The sequence below is a fragment of the Haloferax chudinovii genome (genome assembly GCF_042663345.1).
Lineage (GTDB): Archaea > Halobacteriota > Halobacteria > Halobacteriales > Haloferacaceae > Haloferax > Haloferax chudinovii.
The window spans coordinates 71,823-90,107 of record NZ_JBHTAB010000008.1 but is presented as its reverse complement, the minus strand read 5'-3'; the positions used below and the strand labels follow the sequence as shown (position 1 = coordinate 90,107).

General features: G+C 50.5%; 12 protein-coding genes and 1 pseudogene. 6 read left to right on the top strand and 7 right to left on the bottom strand.

Annotated features, from left to right (window positions below; translation table 11 throughout):
- Positions 1-114: 114 nt before the first annotated feature.
- The 3 genes from ACFQI8_RS19510 to ACFQI8_RS14285 form a co-directional block, all read right to left on the bottom strand.
- On the bottom strand, positions 115-228 hold the full coding sequence (locus ACFQI8_RS19510; RefSeq protein WP_465261717.1) for a DUF8053 family protein: 114 nt from the start codon (positions 226-228) through the stop codon (positions 115-117).
- Positions 229-960: 732 nt separating this feature from the next.
- Positions 961-1,575 carry a RipA family octameric membrane protein gene (locus tag ACFQI8_RS14290; protein WP_390245905.1) on the bottom strand — a complete coding sequence of 205 codons (615 nt, stop codon included), beginning with the start codon at positions 1,573-1,575 and terminating at the stop codon, positions 961-963.
- Complete coding sequence (locus ACFQI8_RS14285) at positions 1,568-2,413, bottom strand: TIR domain-containing protein (protein ID WP_390245903.1); 846 nt, start codon at positions 2,411-2,413, stop codon at positions 1,568-1,570. The genes ACFQI8_RS14290 and ACFQI8_RS14285 overlap by 8 nt, the downstream gene beginning before the upstream one ends.
- A gap of 333 nt (positions 2,414-2,746) precedes the next feature.
- Here ACFQI8_RS14285 and ACFQI8_RS14280 point away from each other — a divergent pair, with 333 nt between their 5' ends.
- The 5 genes and pseudogenes from ACFQI8_RS14280 to ACFQI8_RS14260 all read left to right on the top strand — a co-directional run bounded on the left by ACFQI8_RS14280 (position 2,747) and on the right by ACFQI8_RS14260 (position 12,205).
- A complete protein-coding gene (locus tag ACFQI8_RS14280; protein ID WP_390245901.1) occupies positions 2,747-3,382 on the top strand; it encodes an IS6 family transposase in 636 nt (211 codons plus the stop codon).
- A 61-nt stretch (positions 3,383-3,443) separates the two neighbouring features.
- The gene (locus ACFQI8_RS14275; RefSeq protein WP_390245899.1) at positions 3,444-7,568 is read left to right on the top strand and encodes an Eco57I restriction-modification methylase domain-containing protein; all 4,125 of its coding nucleotides are present in this window, start codon (positions 3,444-3,446) and stop codon (positions 7,566-7,568) included.
- A 140-nt stretch (positions 7,569-7,708) separates the two neighbouring features.
- Positions 7,709-8,274: pseudogene (locus ACFQI8_RS14270) on the top strand (tyrosine-type recombinase/integrase).
- A 168-nt stretch (positions 8,275-8,442) separates the two neighbouring features.
- Positions 8,443-10,830 (top strand): AAA family ATPase, encoded by a 2,388-nt coding sequence (locus ACFQI8_RS14265; RefSeq protein ID WP_390245897.1) that lies wholly within the window; start codon positions 8,443-8,445, stop codon positions 10,828-10,830.
- Position 10,831: 1 nt separating this feature from the next.
- The gene (locus tag ACFQI8_RS14260; protein WP_390245895.1) at positions 10,832-12,205 is read left to right on the top strand and encodes a hypothetical protein; all 1,374 of its coding nucleotides are present in this window, start codon (positions 10,832-10,834) and stop codon (positions 12,203-12,205) included.
- Positions 12,206-12,274: 69 nt separating this feature from the next.
- Here the strand turns inward: ACFQI8_RS14260 and ACFQI8_RS14255 are convergent, their stop codons facing one another.
- Complete coding sequence (locus ACFQI8_RS14255) at positions 12,275-13,489, bottom strand: hypothetical protein (protein WP_390245893.1); 1,215 nt, start codon at positions 13,487-13,489, stop codon at positions 12,275-12,277.
- Between the two features lie 461 nt (positions 13,490-13,950).
- Between ACFQI8_RS14255 and ACFQI8_RS14250 the strand changes: the two genes are divergently transcribed.
- A complete protein-coding gene (locus ACFQI8_RS14250) occupies positions 13,951-15,237 on the top strand; it encodes a Cdc6/Cdc18 family protein (RefSeq protein ID WP_390245891.1) in 1,287 nt (428 codons plus the stop codon).
- Between the two features lie 364 nt (positions 15,238-15,601).
- Here ACFQI8_RS14250 and ACFQI8_RS14245 read toward each other — a convergent pair whose 3' ends face one another.
- From ACFQI8_RS14245 to ACFQI8_RS14235, 3 genes are all read right to left on the bottom strand, one after another.
- A complete protein-coding gene (locus ACFQI8_RS14245) occupies positions 15,602-16,204 on the bottom strand; it encodes a hypothetical protein (protein ID WP_390245889.1) in 603 nt (200 codons plus the stop codon).
- A gap of 252 nt (positions 16,205-16,456) precedes the next feature.
- The gene (locus ACFQI8_RS14240; protein WP_390245887.1) at positions 16,457-17,368 is read right to left on the bottom strand and encodes a hypothetical protein; all 912 of its coding nucleotides are present in this window, start codon (positions 17,366-17,368) and stop codon (positions 16,457-16,459) included.
- A gap of 217 nt (positions 17,369-17,585) precedes the next feature.
- Positions 17,586-18,269, bottom strand: coding sequence for an FxLYD domain-containing protein (locus ACFQI8_RS14235; protein ID WP_390245885.1), 684 nt, complete (start codon positions 18,267-18,269; stop codon positions 17,586-17,588).
- Between the last annotated feature and the right edge of the window lie 16 nt (positions 18,270-18,285).

The following is an 18,285-nucleotide window of genomic DNA, read 5'->3' as shown; positions in this document are numbered from 1 at the left end:
CTCCCCAACGAGCCCTTGCAGAAGTTCGGTCTCGTGCAGGGGCTTCATCGCCCCATCCTCCGGCACCGGTCAAACGACGTAGACGCCTTTACCGAGTCGTTGGACGTGCATGTTCTAGTCCTCACGTTTGTCCTCGTCTGCAGCGATGACGCCGTCGAGGACGAGATCGTCACGGTCGAGTGCAACGAGCGGAGTACCGTCGTGGTTTCGGAGCTTTCGGAATACCATTGCTGACACCCCATCGGCCACCCAATCCTACTTAGTTCTATCTCCAATGTGACTCGTTACGAATACAGGCTGTGGTCGGTCTCGAACGTCAAACCAACAGACAGCGTACACTGCGAGAATCCACCACCACCAGACACCTCCCGTGGTCGCATACTTACTAACACAGTGGTGTGGGTTGGCGGGGTCCCGGTGGTGACCGATCTCCGGGGGAAGTCTCGATCTTGGGTGTTGGGTCGCTCAAGGGGCTTCGAGATAGGCGTGGGTCAAAAAATGAAAACTCAGAGCATATTTCGAATCCAGAATAGATATGCGAGGACGCAAATCACGGAAGCAAACCCAATGGCACCCCACCCAAACGTTGCAGTCTGTATGGTTAGTCCACCAACATCGTAAACTCGAGCCAACTCTCCACGTTCACGTAACACAAGAACACCAACGCCGATTCCTGCGATTATCAGGTATCTAGATAGGTCTCCGACATTAACACTCATGATATAAATAATTATACCTATCGTGATAAGTTTGAGGGAATATCTTGACTGTGGCAATGCACCGTTGTCACCCAATTTGAATACAAAGGAATGCCATTCCGGGTGCGTCACGTGGAGCTACGGAGAGTTATTTTTGAAAGCTGCGACGTAATCACACTATGGGACGGTTTGGCGGTGTCTCGGTACCGCTAAGGCTTGTGGGTCTACTTCGAAACCCACTTTCGAAGTGACATTTCAACACCTAACCCGTCACCAGATTAAATATCAAACCTATCCCGTACACCGTAAGAAGAGCATACAGAAGTGCTAGGAGTGCAGCAATAGTCTTCTCAACTGTTGTTTGCTCGTAATATTGGACTTCATCTGTGTTTCGAGTAATGTCCCACAGAACCTCGAGAAGCATCTGAATACGAGGGAATCGATTTCTCTTTTGTTCGCTCACTCCGGTTGGTCCAATTTTGTCCCACTCTTCCTTGTACACCGGATACGCGAGTTCGGACTCCATATTGTGGAGGATCTCGTACTTTGCTTGATTCAATCGACGGTGGGAGTCCACAGTCTGATACCAAAGTCCACAAAGACAAACTCCAAGGAGACCAACTGTAACCAATCCAACCTGTTGAGCACGAGAAAGTGGACCTTGGGCAATAAACGTAATTACAACCAGAATGCCCGACAGGAGTGAAACATAAAACCGATTTGTGCTAAGCCTTCGGTCGGACACTGCCATTGCACTTCCTGCGTAGTGCGTATATTGATCAATGAGAGTCTCGTCACGATCGAGGTTAGTGGAGTTGTCTGATTCATTATTTGAACCAGTAGGAAGATTTCCCTCGTTCCTATCCTCCTTAGCCATGTTTCGCAATTGCGTTCACAATCGACTTTTGCCTCCATCCAACGATATCAACTGCTGCTTCCTGCACCGACGCTGGGATTCGCTGATTCCCATTCGGTCTTACACCGATAATGGGCTTATCAAAGTGTTCTGCCATCTCGATTTCTTCTTCGATCCATTCGCTATGCGAAACATACATCCCTGCGATGACGATGATAACGTTCGCTTGTCGAACCTGCTGGTAGAGTTTCTGACGAAGGTCGTTTCTATCTTCGAATTCTAGGGGATCGTCTTCTGGGATGCTGAAGTTATGCCATTCAAGTCGGTCATCGTCATCAAGGAACTCTTGGATACGCTCGAAGTGTTCGGAGTATTTCCACGAATGACTCACAAACAGCCTATATGCCCGATTTTCTAAGGGTAGGCGTGGTTGTGTGCGTGATTTAGCCTTGTCTGAAGTCGAAGCAGATGATGCCAGACTACCAAGTCCTTGTATCCCCTTGTATGAGAGATACCCCGCTACAACGGCAGCGACAATCAACTCAGGAGAGTCGTGCAACAGATACCTGACGGGGTCCTCATGGGGGTCGTGCTCAAATTCTCCTTCTTTCCACTCTGCGTACCCGGAGAGGAGACTTTTCCCGAGATTGAGGTAATCTGGGTTCTGTTTGTTGGTAGTCGGTACAGGAACGGTATTTGCGTTAGTTGGAAGACCTCCGTCGGTTGTATCCGTGAACAAATCAGCAAACTGGTCGTCATTGTTTGCATTAACAAGAGAGTTCACGTCGAGGCTCCCGTTGGACCTTTCAGCCTCAACTGTTGGGATACTGGTGACGTGGTCTTTTTCGTTCGGCGTCACAATCACATTACGGGATTTGGATTTATAAAGCCATGGGAGCATGTCACAGTGTTTGGGTGCCACTCTTTCCAATAATGCCACGGGTACATTCAAATCCACATTTCTGCTGCATCAACTAGAAGCTAAAGCTCTGATTCAGTTGGCAATATGGACAGAGCTTCCAGAGTAGTTGATGGAAGTGAGAAGATCGAGCGCACCACCTCAGCAAGTTCAAACCATACTGGGAGGCTGAATCCCATCCAATCCATAATCTGTAGAAACATATACGCGGCAAGCAACGGCGGTGTTCAGATAAGGATTGAAAGGTGAGGCAAAGCGTTTTCCGAGTGCTCTATGCCCGAAAACGCTCGCCTCGGCGGTAATCTCGACCAGATCGAGTTAGAGTTTGTGGAACGAGAAGCGACACCGCAACTGCTGATGAAGCTCAGTATTCAACCCCATCTCGCTGGGTTGTCGCTTTCGAATACTGTTTCTGTTCTTGAGGTATTCGGTGTCGAACGGGCTCGTTCCACGGTTCATAACTGGGTGCACAAGGCCGATCTACAGCCCGACGATGGTCGAAGCCCGAATCACGTTGCGGTTGACGAAACCGTGATTCGACTCAATGATGAGCAGTACTGGCTGTACGCGGCTGTCGATCCAGAAACAAATGAATTACTCCATACAACACTTGAACCAACGAGAACCAAGGTTCTCGCTCATTCGTTCTTCGGCGAACTCCGCGAGAAACACGACGTCGACGACGCCGTGTTTCTCGTCGATGGCGCGAAACCACTGCAAGACGCCTGCATTCGACACGGACTGCGATTCCGCTATGAGAAACACGGGAATCGAAACAGTGTCGAACGTGTCTTTCGTGAGATAAAACGTAGAACATCCTCGTTCTCAAACTGTTTCAGCAACGCCGAAGCAGACACAGCCGACGATTGGCTCAGATCGTTCGCCTTCGCATGGAATCAGCTTATCTGAACACTACCGTTTGCCGAACCCCTGTATTAATCAATGTAGAACAACGGGTAAGGAGTAACAGATGAGCCAAGCCACGCTCGGGTCTGCTCCCTATCTAAATTCGAACCTTTTCTCGGGGTATTATCTCGACGAGCGCGTCGCGGATCGTGACGCGTGGGACTGTGACGAGGAGGCAGAAGCGGTATTTGAGGAGTTGCGGACGTTGTGGAGAAACGAGAAAACGCTTGTTGAGGGGTACAACGAAGACACACTTCTCGGCTCGTGGATTGATCAGATGCTTGACGTACTCGGATTCGACACAATTCAGGAAACCTCACTCCCGAACTCAGGTGGATTCATTGACCGCGTGTTGTACGACTCGCCGGAAGACCGCCGAGACGCGATGGCGATGAAGCAAGACGGTATGCTATCGGGAACGTTTGGGCGGGCATCAGCGCTCCTTGAGGCGAAACAATGGGATGCAGGCTTCAACAAGACGTTCAGTGAACAGCGACAGTACCGCGACGCTTCCCACCAAGTGAAGTACTATCTCGAACGGACACCGGACTCGCTCAAGTGGGGAATCCTCACGAACGGTCGTAAGTGGCGTCTGTACGGAATCAAAGACTACGAGACACAGACGTATTACGAGGTCGACCTCCCAGAGCTATTGGAGTCTGGAAGCGTAGAGGCGTTCAAATACTTTTACGTCTTCTTCCGACCGGATGCGTTCCGCGAGGTGGCGGGTACATCGTTCCTTGATACCGTCTGGAATGAATCTGAGACTGCTGCGCAGGAACTCGGTGAAGACCTCCAAGACAACGTTTTTACTGCACTCCGGGTGCTTGGCGAAGGTTTCGTTGAGACGAACAACCTTGGGATTGGACCCGAAGACGATGACAAACGCAAGGAACTGAAAGAGCAGTCCCTGGTGTTACTGTATCGGCTCATGTTCGTACTCTACGCCGAGTCACGGGGACTGATCAGTCCGAACGAGCCGGGAAAACGATCGGAGTTCGAGGAGAACTTCAGTCTCGACGAACTCCGGCGAGAGATACACGATGAGATCACGTCCGGGGGATCATTCGATGACTTCAGCGAACTTTCCACGTCCATGTGGGGCCGGTTAGAGGACCTTTTCCGGCTTGTCGACGCGGGTGAGGAGTCACTCGGAATCCCACCGTACAACGGAGGGTTATTTGAGCGAGAGTCTCACGAGTTCCTCGCCGAGCACGAAGTGGCCAACCGTTACATCGCTGAAGTCGTCTACCGCCTGGGAACAACACATGCCGAGGATGGTAGCGGCTTCGTACTTGCAGACTACGCCGATCTTGATACCCGCCACCTCGGCACTATTTACGAAGGCCTACTTGAACATGAATTTCGAATCGCACCAGAACAGTTTGCCGCCGTTACTGAGGGTGGCGGACAAGTGTGGAAACCCGCGACAAAAGTGAGTGTCGCGGATGCCATTGAAACAGTCGAAGAAGGGGAGTTGTACGTTGTCAACGACAACGGGGAAAGGAAGGCTACGGGTTCGTACTACACACCCGACTATGTCGTGACGTATATCGTTGAGGAGACAATCGATCCGCTGGTCGGAGAAATTGAGAAGGGACTTGACGAGCGTGGACTTGAACCAGGCACTCAGGAGTATGTGTTCCGTTTCGCCGACGAAATCCTCGATTTATCTGTGCTCGACCCCGCGATGGGGTCCGGTCATTTCCTCACGAAGGCTACGGGCTACCTCGCTGAACGCATCATGGAGTTGGGTCGTGAGGTTGAGGAGACTGCTGGCGTGCTCAACGAGCAGGACATTAGGCGGCGTGTCTCACGGGAGTGCATCTATGGTGTAGATATTAACGGGATGGCCGTTGAGTTGGCAAAGCTTTCCATGTGGCTGGAGACGCTCGCTGAGGAGAAACCGCTCGCATTCTTAGACCACCACCTAAAAGATGGGAACTCGCTTGTCGGTTCCGACATTACCGAGGTTCTCTCTGAGGACAATCCCGAGGAAGACGACGGACAGATAACACTGTTTCAGGCGGTTGCTCGGGCTCGCCAGCGGACACTTGAGCACGTGATGGACCGAATGTCAGAGTTGTTAGCCATCGACAACGAGGTGTACGAGGACATCAAGTCGATGGAAGAACTGTACGCCGAAATCCGTGAGGATCCTTTGTACGGACGACTCTTTGAGTTAGCAAATGTGCACACTGCAGAGCTCTTTGGGTTGGAAGTGCCCGACGGCGTCTACGAGAAGATGGCCAATGCGATCGAGGACGAAGACGATTGGTCCGAGATACGTGGCGAAGATTGGTATCAGACAGCACAGGCGATGGCGGACGAAGAGAACTTCTTCCACTGGGAACTTGAATACCCAGAGATTTTCTTCGGGGCCGAAGGGGAGAAACGAGAAGATGCAGGATTCGACGCAGTAATCGGGAATCCACCATATGTGCGCCAAGAACAATTGACGAGAAACAAGCCGTTTTTCAAGAGCAAGTACGAGTCGTACGACAGCTCAGCCGATCTATACACTTATTTCCTCGAAAAGTTCTGCAAGATGGTCAGTCCTGGCGGTGATCTGGGATATGTTGTGTCAAATAAGTTCTTGCATGCAGAGTATGGGTCGGGGCTTCGCGATTTCTTGTCGTCTGAGGTTGAACTCCGAACTGCCATCGATTTCCACTCATTACCCGTGTTTGGAAGAGACGTTTCCGCGTATCCGTTGATATTCATTGCAGAGAAGAGGGGGTCTGATGAGAATGTTACGCTCGCTCGCCCGACCGATCTTGACTTCCAAAGCGTCAGGGATATGGTCTCAAATATCGGCTACGAGATCCCAAAAGACGAATTCATTGATTCCGGATGGAGAATTCAATCCGCAGAGGTCACCGAGATTCTGGACCGAATAAGTGAAAGATCCGATAAATTGACTGAATATCTTGATGTCGACCTACGGAGAGGCTTACTCACCGGGTTGAATGATGCATTCATATTCTCCGGAGAGCTCGGGGAGACATTCTCTGACGAATTACCACACATTCGAAACCTGCTAAAAGGAAGTGATGTCCACCGATACCACACGGAATATCAGGATCGACATATTATTGCAATTCCATCCGGGTGGACAAAATCTACAGCCGGTGTTGATACAGAGGAGGCCGCTTGGCAATGGTTCTGCGAGGAATTCCCAGAGGTAGCCAACCATCTTTCTCAATTTGAGTCAGATGCACGTGATCGACATGACCGAGGAGAGTGTTGGTGGGAACTCAGACCATGCGACTATTATGATGAATTAGAGGAGACCAAGATCGTATACCCCGTCATTGCTGACGGTCCAAATTTCACAATGGATACGGATGGTTACTACATCAATGACAAGTTGTATTCAATCCCGCAAGAAGACTATGCGCTTCTCTCAATTCTCAATTCTAACCTCACACGGTTTTGGGTTAAAGCGGAGCTCTCTGGGCTCAGAGGTGGGTATCAAGAGTTCAGAGCAGTACACGTCGAACAAGTGCCGGTCAGTAAAGGCATTTCAGACAATGAGGAGTTAGCGGACCTATCAAGGGAAGCAATCAGTCTCCGGAACCAACGTTCGGCTCTCAACACATCTCTCCTTGATCACCTTGGGAGCTACAATGATGGCCCAACGCTCGCAGAGGTAGGACTAACACAACCACCACAGAACGCTGCCGATTCAGTGCTTCAAGAGACAGCTGAACAGAAGCCAAATATCCGGGTTGGGCACGCTGAGGTCGTTCGTGAATCTAATTCAACTGTGGAAGTCCGACTTACTGCGCGGTACAAACCTGACGAAGATAGTTCTCACGAGACCGATCGCTGGGGTTACACAGAGACCGACTCACTCTCTGCTCTCCGAATTACGGACCTCACCGAGAACGAGGTAAAACTCATTGAAACGTTCGTACCCCTTGCTGTCGACAAAGCGGGTGGTTTTGCGAACTTCCGCGAGACAGCGACGAAGACGAATTCTTTGGTGGACCGCCTGAAAGACCTGACTCTACCCCAAGTTGAGGACGTACGTGACGGTCTTGAGAACTACTTGGAAACTATGAATCGTGCTGAGAAACTGGAAGAGAAAATTGAGCAGACGGACACCCTCATCGACGAGATCGTTTATGAACTGTACGGGCTGACCGAAGAAGACATTGAGATAATTGAGGAAGCAGTTGCTTAATGAAGCGCAGATAACCTACACCAACATACGATTCAATTTTGGATTTTCTCGAGGACTCCAAAGTTCAAGTGCCTACTACCCCTCTTTCTTTTTTAAGCAGGTAGTCACCAAGTGACCGAAATCGCAAACTCCATGCAAAGGTGTGGTTAACGCCCGATCAAGTCGACGCGCTTCGCACCGCGTGTTACGACGGCGGTGCGTCGTACCTCCAACAGCGAAACGAGACGATCATCGCGTTGACCTACGACACCGGGCTTCGTGTCGGAGAGCTGGTCGACGTCGATGTCGAGATGCTGCGAGAGGGTAACAGCGAGCTGTATGTACCGGACCACATTCAGAAGGACTACCCGAACGACGGTAGCCCCGAGCCGGTGGCGATGGAGCTGTCGACTGACGTGACTCGACTCGTCTCCTCGTACCTGAACAACCGCTGGAAAGAGTCTCCGGCTCTGTTCTCTGGACGGTCGTCTGACCGTATCAGCACGCAGAGTGTCCGAAACATGCTTCACAAAGTTGCTGAGACGGACGAGGTTCGTCCGTATCGGCTCAACGGGTCCCGAGGTTAGGAGACGTGACGCCACACGCGCTCCGTCATAGCGTCGCCTATCGGATGGTGAACGCCGAGGATGGGAACATGCTGTACGACGTCCGGCATCGGTCGATTCAGACGATAGAGCGGGTCTACGACCACCTAATCAAGGTGTGAACCAGGCGTATAAACCAATCCGAAGCGTGTGAAGTCCGTATTCAGGCTCTGTTCATTTGTGATACGATATCCGCACGTTCGTCGATAGCCTCCATCGCCCTTCCTCCGGCTGAATACGAAACCCCACCAATGAGGAGATTCAATAGCCAGACCTCTCATTAGCCATCCATGTCAGACATTTCTATCGATGATCTCAAGTCCGTGCTCGGGGCCTTTCTCAAGGACCGGACTGTGTACACTGCCAAGATCTCAAGCGGGATATGGCAGGATATGCGGGATAACCACGTGTTGAAGACTCCGGATTCGGTACACGAGAGTCTGGATACCGATGCAGTGAGTGTCTGGGAAGCCTGCGAAGCAGGTGACGTCGTCATCGCCTATGAACAAAACGGAGACACACCGTATTTTTATGGTATTGGTGTAGTTGCAAATACTCCGTTGTCGACCTTCAGTCTTGAATGGCCACGGAAACCCGAGGACATGGACCGCGATTACAAGACAGTCTACTGGGTCACGATTGCCGGAAATGGGGAGCGGTTCGATGCCAAACCAATCGACAGCCCCCCATCGGAGGAATTCGCCATCGTTGAGCATGGGTATCTTTGGAAGGTGATGGATGCAGCAAGCGCGGAGTCAATGCCTCCCTCAACTGAGGAACTCCTGCATCGACTCGTGGCCGCGGACCGGCTTCGAGACGTGGACACACTTCTCGACGAACACCTTCCTGACACATGGAATGATGCCGAGAAAAAAGGGCATCAAATCCGAGCCGTCGTGCTTGAGGCCCTCTTGGACAGAGGCTCAAAGAACTCTATCCAATCAGATCGTCAATTCGCACAGGGGATAATCGCACATCGAGAAGAGGTTACTGAAGGAACGATCGGTGATTCGTGTGGACGTCGGCTGTTTGAGGACGTTGACGGCGTCGATGAGTTCCTCGAAAACGGCTTCGACCCGGCCCTATCGAGAATCGAGGATAACGCTCGAAGCTTCAGTGAAATCATCGAGAATCGCCACGGCGGTACAATGTCTGAACCGGACGATTCGAACTACTTTATACTCCGTACTGGGACCGATTTGAACCCAGAGACACCGACATCAGAGTATGTTTTCGAAGGTGAATCATATGGAGGAGAGGAACTCCGGGCGGCCGCAAACGGTGGAAAATTTATTTATCTTGAGGATGGTCGGTGCTACGCAGTTGGCGAGTTGGGTTCAGTGAAGGTGGATGCAGATGAAGGAGTCGATAATGGAAATTCTGTCGTCCGAATCGACGAGTACCAGGAGATCGATCCAGTCCGACTTGATGCTGTGCGTGACCATCTCACAATCTTGATACCAACTGAGGAGCCAATCATCGAAATCGAGGAAGCAGACTACGAACTCATCCGGTATGGAGAGGTTTGGCGAAAGCGCATTTTGAGCCTACTTGAGAAAGAATCCCACCAAGCAGCACTCTACCGACAGTCATTGGCGCATCTCGTAGCAGGTAAGAACCTCCTGTTCTATGGCCCACCAGGAACAGGCAAGACCAGGGCAGCAAAGCTGTTGACCAACGCAGTCTGCGCTGACTATCGGCTTGTGACGGCGAACGCTGAATGGTCGAACCACCAAGTTGTTGGAGGGTACCGCCCGGCGGGGAAAGGCTGGGATACAGAGGCAGGGTTTCTGACTAAGACAGCTATTGACTGTCGGCGGTCGATCGATCAGGTGGGTGAGCCAACCTGGTTGCTCATCGATGAGATCAATCGGGCTAACCTGGATCAGGCTTTCGGAGAGGTGTTTACCCTTCTTGATATCGACTATCGTGAGCAGGTCCCGCTCTCCTTTGCCGACACGGATGAACCGGTCCCCCTGGCGTTTCGGATTATCGGGACAATGAACACCTACGACCAAGCCCAGTTGTTCTCTCTGGGGTATGCCTTCCGGCGACGGTTCGCGTTCGTGCACGTTCCTTCGCTGCTTGAGTCACAGGACCTGCCAGAAACAACCACAAACAATTATCTGTCCGATGCGAAGAAGGAGCTGTCCAAGGAAAGCGAGTACGTCGTGGAACTGCTTGCTGATACCATCCCCGGGGATTTCCAAGTGACTGCCGACGAGGGAACGAGTGCAGCAGATACAGGCGTGGTTTTCGCGGAACTTGCGAACGACCCAGCAGAGAAGCTCGCAGACCTCCGAAATAACGAGGAACTCTGCACCGACGAGTTTGATTTGTTGGAGACTCTGACGTATTTCGCACAGATCGCCACTGAAAACGATGTCATCGACATTGGGCAAGCACTATTGCTTGATGCCGCTCGTTTTATCCTCGCCCATGAGCTGCTGTTTGCGGGAGAGACGACGAGAGAAACACTTGATCAGGCAGTTGTTTCCTATCTTGTCCCACAGTTTGAGCAGTTCATGTCTGAACTCCGCCGAGCGGAAACCATAGGTAACAGCAATGCTGTCGAACGTTTCGAGAACGTAATCGCGGTTGCTGAGGAACTGCAACTCCCCCGAACAGCTAAGATCCTTTCTGAGGCCAAAGAGACCAAACAGGTTCTGGAGTCGTAACATGCCGCTTGGAACATATGAGCGGGCAAGCCGAACGGAGTTAGGTCTCTCGCCCGAAGAATGGGATGAGTTGCAGACATACTTGTTAGACGTGCAATCGGCTTTCGAAGAAGAACAAGCCAACCTGCCTGCTGTCGAACGAGTCGAAGAAGAACCTCCAGAGATTGTCGATGGGAAGTTTTGCCCGTATGGTTGGGTGGGCCACTACCCTGGCGATATTATTGTCACCTCTGATCGGCTTGAGCGTGGTGAGGAACGGACAATGCTGCGCGATATTCAGTCCTGGGTCGAAACCATCGGTAGCCGTTCGTTTGAGGCTGCCTTTCCCGTAACGCCCGATCTCCTTCTTGATCGGCGAGCGCAGTTGGCGGCCTACAGTAAGGTGTTGATCGATTTGACTGAAATCGTCCGTTCGAACCGCCTTCCGGTTGCAGTAACACGCAAGCAGTCTCGAGGGATGGTTCCCGATGGGCGACCACTGATGGCTCAATCCATGCAGCTGGCAGCAGAGGGTTCACAAGAAATCGTTACAGAGTCCGTCAATTTTTCTTTTGAGACACTTACAAACTACTTATTGGTCCGGTTTCACGCCGACTTAGCCGGGCAGATGCGTCCGTTGGTTGAGTCCTATGCGTACTATGAGCGGGGGTTCGGCAGCCAGCTTCAGTATCACGAGACGTTTCTGGACGAGCAGCTACCGAAACGGTTGATTGGGTCGGCACTGGAGACGAATTTTTCCGATCCCAAAATATTGGCTCAGATAAGGCGGGAAGCCACCGGAGATATCGCTGAGATCGTTGATCTATGGGAAGCGTTCCAACATGGGCAGAGCCTCTCCTTGCGGCTAAGTAAAAACCTCAATACGGCAGTCAAGCCTATGAGCAAGGTCTATGAGTTATGGTGCCTCGGATTGCTCATAGACATTCTGACGGAGATTTGTGGTCAACCACCAGAGGTTGACACCATTCAGGGGAGTTATTCGTTCGGAAACAACGTGACGCTGTACTACAATCGCAGCCTGAGTCGCCACAGCAACTACCTCAAGCCGGCCTTTGGTGTTGGTGCCCGACAATCACCCGATTTCGCGCTGGAAATCGATCGGAAGCTCGTCTGGATTGGTGATGCGAAGTTCAAGCCTTGGGGGAAACTCAACTTGAGCGACTACAGACGGTTTTTGACCTACGTTCTGGACTTCTTATCCCCTGGCGATACTGGGTCGATTCTCTATGTGGATTCGGTGAAAACCCACCGCGAGCAAATTGTTCGGGATTTTCAGATCGATCATCACTCAGTGCGTCCAAACCGAACAGAGCAGGCCAGGGCGAAGCTTCTGGAGATGTTGAATGAAAGGCTCGAATCGGCAAGAGAAGCGTAGACCGAGAATACGCCTACGCCTGATTAAGGCGTGACATCAGTCAGCAATCGCGCGACAAACCAAGAGACGCTATTCGGTCCGATACTGACCGAATATTTTCCCGTCCTCGAAGAAGTAGTCGTGGAAGAATTCGAGTTCTGAAGCGAACGACTCGACCGTCTCTCTTGGCGTTTCCTCCTCGGATGAGAACCGACCAATCATCACACGCTTTCCGTTTTTCGTCCCTATTTTCTCCTCGACAAAGTCGCTGATTTCAGCACGCGTTGTGAGGTCTTTAGGGGGGAAGTCGTAGTGGCAGTGGCTGTTCCGGGAAATCCGTAAGAACATGTCATTCTCTAACACGGAGTCAACGATCTCTTCCTGGTTGGCTTCAATGACATCCTTAGACCATCCATCGTACATGGGGTTGAGGTCAAGAAATACCCCAACCTCATCATCGTGGTAGTTCCCGTATAGGCTCACATGAGCACTCTTTCCGTAGTTGTTGACGGGTACACCGGCGTCGGTCGTAAACGGAACAAACAGGGCCACAGCAGCGGGCTGATGATATGGTTCTTCTAAGTTAGACGAGGACGTATTCTTGCTCGCAAACGACGGCAGATTCTGACCACTTCCCCGATTGAGATACAGCGGCCCGGAATGAAGCACCGTCTCAAGATCGTACATCAGATGTTTGAATTGCTGTAGCCACTCGAGATACACCGCGCTATCGAGCGCAGGTTCCGGAAAGCCCTCGAACTGCAGTGTGTAGCCTGTGTCGTCGAATAAGTCGTTCACCATGTGTCTAATTGGCTCGTATCCGTCACTCAGTTCTTCTTCAAATTGAAGCGCGATTCTATGCCATGAGGACCAGAGCACGGTGTGCTCGGTCTCTTTGTCAACTCGCTCGATTACGCCGGGACGGTTGGTGTCCTCGGTCACAGCAAGAAGGACGACGTCACGACCTTCTGCATTTTGCTCAAGCACCCGAAGCTCCCTATCCAGCTGGTTCTTTGTGAGGTCGTCGTCTCGCTTAGACTCGATTCCAACGATAGTGGTTCGGTCTATGAACGCGATGTCGATTTGGCAGTCACTCACATCCTCGTCGATCGTCTCGTCAAGCTCCGAGTAGTCTTGGAGAGCGACCAGTCTCGTTTCATCATCAAGTGTAACCCGTTGATGAACCACTTCAATTAGATCAGAACCCGTCGCGAGCGAGTATCCCAGCAGTGCCCCAAATTGGTAATTGAAAGGAACCTCTTTGGAGGCAATCTTGCTGAAGATACTCGAACGGAGATCAACCATAGTTTATACGATATGACACCGGTGTGAAATAGTTGTGGCCAACCTGGAGAGCCAATTGTTCCACTTTGTAGAACATTTCCCTTGTCGCCACAACGAGCGCTCGGGGAGGGAGGGGTGCGTCCAGTGTAACGAGACGCACGGAAGTAACCCAGAAAATCACCCCTCAGAGAGGGGGGTGCGTCCAGTGTACTCAGCTGAGCGTCTAAGTCGCCAACAGTTCAAAAGAACCCCCTCCAATTTAATTCTCTACCCAATACGGTTCCGGTTGAATAGGCCGCTACTTAGTACTTTCCACGGGAATAGGCAGCGACTGTACTCTCATCGATTTTCGAGAGTGTACACTGGACGCACCCCCCTCTCCCTCCTATATGAGAATGAACTGTTTGTCAGTGGATGTACCCCCCTCTCTTTGGCGTCATTGGACATGGGGGTTTTATGTAGTCACCAGCAAGAAATCACCTATGCGAGAGTTCGGCGAGGAGCAGACAATCTTCGACGATATGGACGTGTTGAACCCAAACAAGGGGTACCGTCCTCGTGAGCTTCCAGAGCGCGAGATGGAACTCGACGAACTCCACAGTGCTCTCCGTCCCGCCACGTTGGGGTCAACGCCCCTCAACGTATTCGTCTATGGTCCTACTGGGCAGGGAAAGACGGCCGCAATCAATCTCAAAACTCACCAACTACAGAGTTTCGCCGATGAGCAGGGGATCGACGTCACTGTGGTGAATGTCAAGTGCAAAGGGCTGGACAAGTCGTACCACCTACTCACCCATCTGGTGAAAGAACTTCGAGGCCCCGGTGCTGAACTTCCGAAAGGCCACCAAAAGAAGGCGCTCTTCCAGATGGTGACTACAGAACTCCGCAGAATTGGTGGCACAATCATCGTGATTCTCGACGAGATCGACGCCATCGGCGACGACGATTACGTACTCTATGAGCTTCCTCGACTTGAGCTTGATGACGTTCGACTCTCCATCATCGGAATCACGAATGACCTGCAGTTTCGGGAGAACCTGAACGCAGACGTCCGCTCTTCACTCGGGGAAGACGAAATCGAGTTCTCACCCTACAACGCTAACCAACTCCGCGCTATTCTCGCTCGCCGTGCAGCGAAGGGGCTCACAGATACAGAGTTCGTCGACAGGGTTGCTGAAGACTCCCGCCCTACTGTTGCAACCAACGGGATCGACGGCAAAGTCCTAGTCAGTGATGTACTCGAACCAGACGTCATTCCGCTGGCAGCGGCTTTCGCGGCAGCCGATTCTGGGGACGCACGCCAGGCAATCAAGTTGCTCTTCCGCGCCTGCCGACTCGTTGACGACGCCGGAGAGCAATCCGTGACCGAACAGCACGTTCGCGATGCACGCGATTACATCGAACGGAGGGCCGTCGAACGAGGAATCCATTCCCTCCCAACACACGCGAAAATCGCACTCATGGCCGTCACGTACTACACAGTTCGCGACGACGCAACGTGGATCGAGACGAACAAGCTCTACGACTACCACAAACAGGTCTGCGCTCAGTACGGTGTCGAGAGTCTCTCTGACCGTCGCTATCGGGAGAAGCTGAATAACCTCTCGCACTCGAACATCCTCAAGAAGAAGACAACTGGACGGGGACAGGGCAAGGGCGTTACGAACCGCTACTCACTCGCTGTCGGCATCGAAACCGCTATCGAGAATCTCCCCAACTCCGACGACCGACTTGGCGGTGGTGCTGATGTCATTCGCGATATGGCGTAGTGGACTTCCAGCCAAACACTCTGTCCAGACTGAGCTAAGCGCCCTTATGCTGGATACCGCCCTGCAGACCGTATATCGGTTTCCACTGGACTACGTTGTAGACTCTACGTGTTGTAGGTAATAAACTGCAGCGTCGACAGTCATTGGCTTACGGTGATTCAACGAATGGTGCTGTTTTGCGAGGGTGGTGAACACGTAGGGTCGTATGTGTAGGCTCTGTTTGTATCCCTCAGAACATGACAGGAAGTGCGTGACACATACAGAGGTTGTACTTTCTGGAGTCCAATTCTCAGTTTCGCTCAACCAATTGTGGTTAGTAGAGACAAAGATGAATGAATTAATATCATAATTTATATAATTGTGGTCAAGCTGCAGCAGGCGCTGCAACAAAAATTCCATTAGCAAACGCCCCCATTAATTGGATAATGAAACCAATTGCAATAAGAACCAATCCTTCTTTGCGTTGTGCTTGATTAAGATTTCGTTCTATATTCCTCAAATACGACATGTGTAAAGATCCATCCTTAATAACTTCTTTTTCAATCTCACCCATTTCCTCAAGATCCAATTCAGGTCCAGCCGGGGTATTCTGAGAATCTCGATTTATTCTTAGCTTTGAACCATAGGATTCGTATGATTCAACATTAGAGATAACAATCCCATTCCCCGGACGCCAAGGCATTAACTTTGGTGAGAGAAAAACTACCTCTTCCGGAGGGATGGAAGTGTGTTCATTTAGAACCTTTTGAACAGGTTCAATATTGGGTGTGTCTGGTTCGAGGGCTTGACCGGCTTCAATGAGTTTTATCGCGGTCTCAGCTGCTTTTCGCTTTCTATGGCTACTAAAAAGGCGAGAAATCGAATTGCTATCTGGGCGTGCCAACAAGATCACCCCAAATAAGTCAAAACACAATCCAATGAAGGTAAGACCCGGACCAAGTTGAAATAATGGACTAGTTATTACCATAATATTCTCTATTCAGAACGAATACAAATAATATCGCATGGGAGGGCCCAGCAATGTTCCTTCAATATTACCACTAAAAATACCCGTTGGAGCCCTAACCCAGTGTCTTGAAAGTGTAAGACTCGCACTCTGTATTCAACACGACTCCGAGAACATATCTCCGATTGAGGGGTTCAACAGAGCCTATGTGCCCTTTAAGTATGGACTCGTAACAACGTATTTGATGAGAGGCTTATACTGAAAAGGAGACAGTCAGTTACAGTCGTCTAATACACTGAATCGTTTTCTCATCATGTGAAGCAGTGCCTTGTTCGTCGTCTTCCGCATATATTCTAAGGATGGTACTTCAAAATCCGCTTGTTGAAGCAAACCAGGGACGTCTCCCTTGTCTGGATGCTTTAGTCTGTTAACTGCCCTTCTCCACTTATCTGCATCATCTTCAGTCATATCGGTGACTTCTGCTATGCGTGTAACCGGCTTGGATCGACGTCCTGAGCATAAGACATTCTCACAGACAAAGAACAGATTTGACATGGACGTCCAGAGAGAAGAACTCAGAGCATCATCGTACATATGCAGACCTACTCGTATGTCCATATCTACGTCTGACTCAATCTGAGTTGATCTGAACGTCCGAACCATCTCATAGATCTCTTCGATTGACTCGGATACCTGCACTTGCTGTGGAATTTCATTCATCGTCAGTAGAGCAAGTGGGAAACTTCCACGGGATAAGTCACCTCGATACTCTAACGTACCTCGCCTAACCCTGTATGCCCCACTAACTGTCTGTCCAGGATCCTGTGAAAATGAAACAGGAGCATCGATACAGAGATTTAGAGCCAATAGTAGGTCAAAAATATCAGCGTGATCTCTCAGAGCTGGATTAAGATTCTCTAAGAGTCCATCTGTGATAATCCACCAATGACGGTTAGGGTTCTCAACCTCCATAGGCACCTTCACCTTTCTCCCGTGTTCGATTACGGTCTTACCTTGAACTCCCTCTTCATACCTCCATACAGGTACTTCGTCAGTCTGTTTGAATTGAACTCTACTTCCAGGAGACGTGATCTCATTGACCTCTTCAACTTTGTCTTCCACATATGATTCGAGGCCAGTGTTCTGTTGGCTTAGAGGTCGTAGAAATGCAGGAATATAGTGCATAGTCTGGTATTCGTAACTATCCTCGTAAAACTTCAGGTTGGTAATAACTCTATTCACATGGGGGGTAGCAAAATTAGGACGCGTAGGTTCCTATGTAGCAGGGATATATCCCGAATACGAGAGATCCGTTTGCTCATTTTCAGTTTAAATATACACTCGTAACAACGTATTAGTTGAAGGAGCCTTGTCGGGCAGAGTCTGATTAGAGCAAATCGATTTACTGTACGTGAAACATTAGTTCGACATTGCTACCGACCTCGTCGCTGAGAGTGGTGACTTGGGATAATGGTATCAAGAACTTCCATTCACTATCTGGAATCCGTGTGTCACTATCGCTACCAACGTGAGAAATCCATCCAGAATCATACGTCACTGCCACTACTTCAACAGCCGTTTCCTCGTTACGGTTGTGGTCGACAATGCCAGTGATTGCGGGTATACTCTCTTGAAATTCAATAGACTGAGCCACTAAGTCACTGGACACATATCGATCCTCATATTCGACATATGCATCGAAGTCACTGACCTCGAAAGGAGCAGACGTCTCTACCTGAATATTCCAAGCTTTGTCAGGATGGAGTGTTGGTATAGACACTTGATCGTTACCGACATAATGGCCGTCTGAATCAAACCATTGAGTGACTACGGTAACAAAACCACTCTGAGCCGTACCATTGTTTCCGATTATATACTCTACTCTCTCTCCATCAGTCTCCCACGTAGCATCATCAATAACAATCTCTGCTGTGTCAGCATCAGACTGTGTAGATTCTGTTTGTGACTGTCCTTCTGTGGTTTGTGTAGTCAATGAGTCTGTGTCTTGCTCAGATTCAGTGTTATCGGCCCCACATCCAGCGAGTAAGGCAGTACCGGATGTTGTCAGAAATGCCCTTCTTTTCATATTTGGATGATATTGT